Source organism: Telluria sp. AZSoR62 (assembly GCF_058111565.1).
The window spans coordinates 1-447 of sequence record NZ_JBYTST010000079.1 but is presented as its reverse complement, the minus strand read 5'-3'; the positions used below and the strand labels follow the sequence as shown (position 1 = coordinate 447).

Below are 447 nucleotides of genomic sequence, written 5' to 3'. Positions count from 1 at the left end.
ATGGTGATGCCTCTTTCTTTGGTGTGATTTCTGAACCAGCTATTGAGATGAACCTCGGGTGCACAATGCAATTCTGGGTGACGCTGGCGCTGTCGTCGCTTTCCCAGCACTCGTTCTCCTCGTCCCATCCAACCGGGTCGAAATCAAACGGTGATCCGATTACGTAATCTTCACCAGCAGCATGCAGATGAGCTGCAACTAGTGCACCGCCGGCGAGAAGCGCAACACTGTCTCCACCGATGAAGAGTGCATGGCCGGGGTTATCGTTAAGCAAGCGTGAATATTGATGAAGCGTGCGGTCGTATGTGGTTTGTGCTGCGTCGGCACCAGTCGCATTGGTACGAACTAATGGCGTACTAATTTTTGGCTTATCCACAGATGCTCTCCTTGGGTTTGCTGATTCGACTACCGATCAGCAAAAGTTTCTTGGTCCCTTGATATGGTGTT

1 protein-coding gene is annotated in these 447 nt (G+C 51.0%); it reads right to left on the bottom strand.

The features are described from left to right. Window positions 1-376 (bottom strand): hypothetical protein (locus AC3XQU_RS22945; RefSeq protein WP_489876466.1); only part of this gene is annotated, 376 nt, incomplete at its 3' end. Window positions 377-447 lie beyond the last annotated feature (71 nt).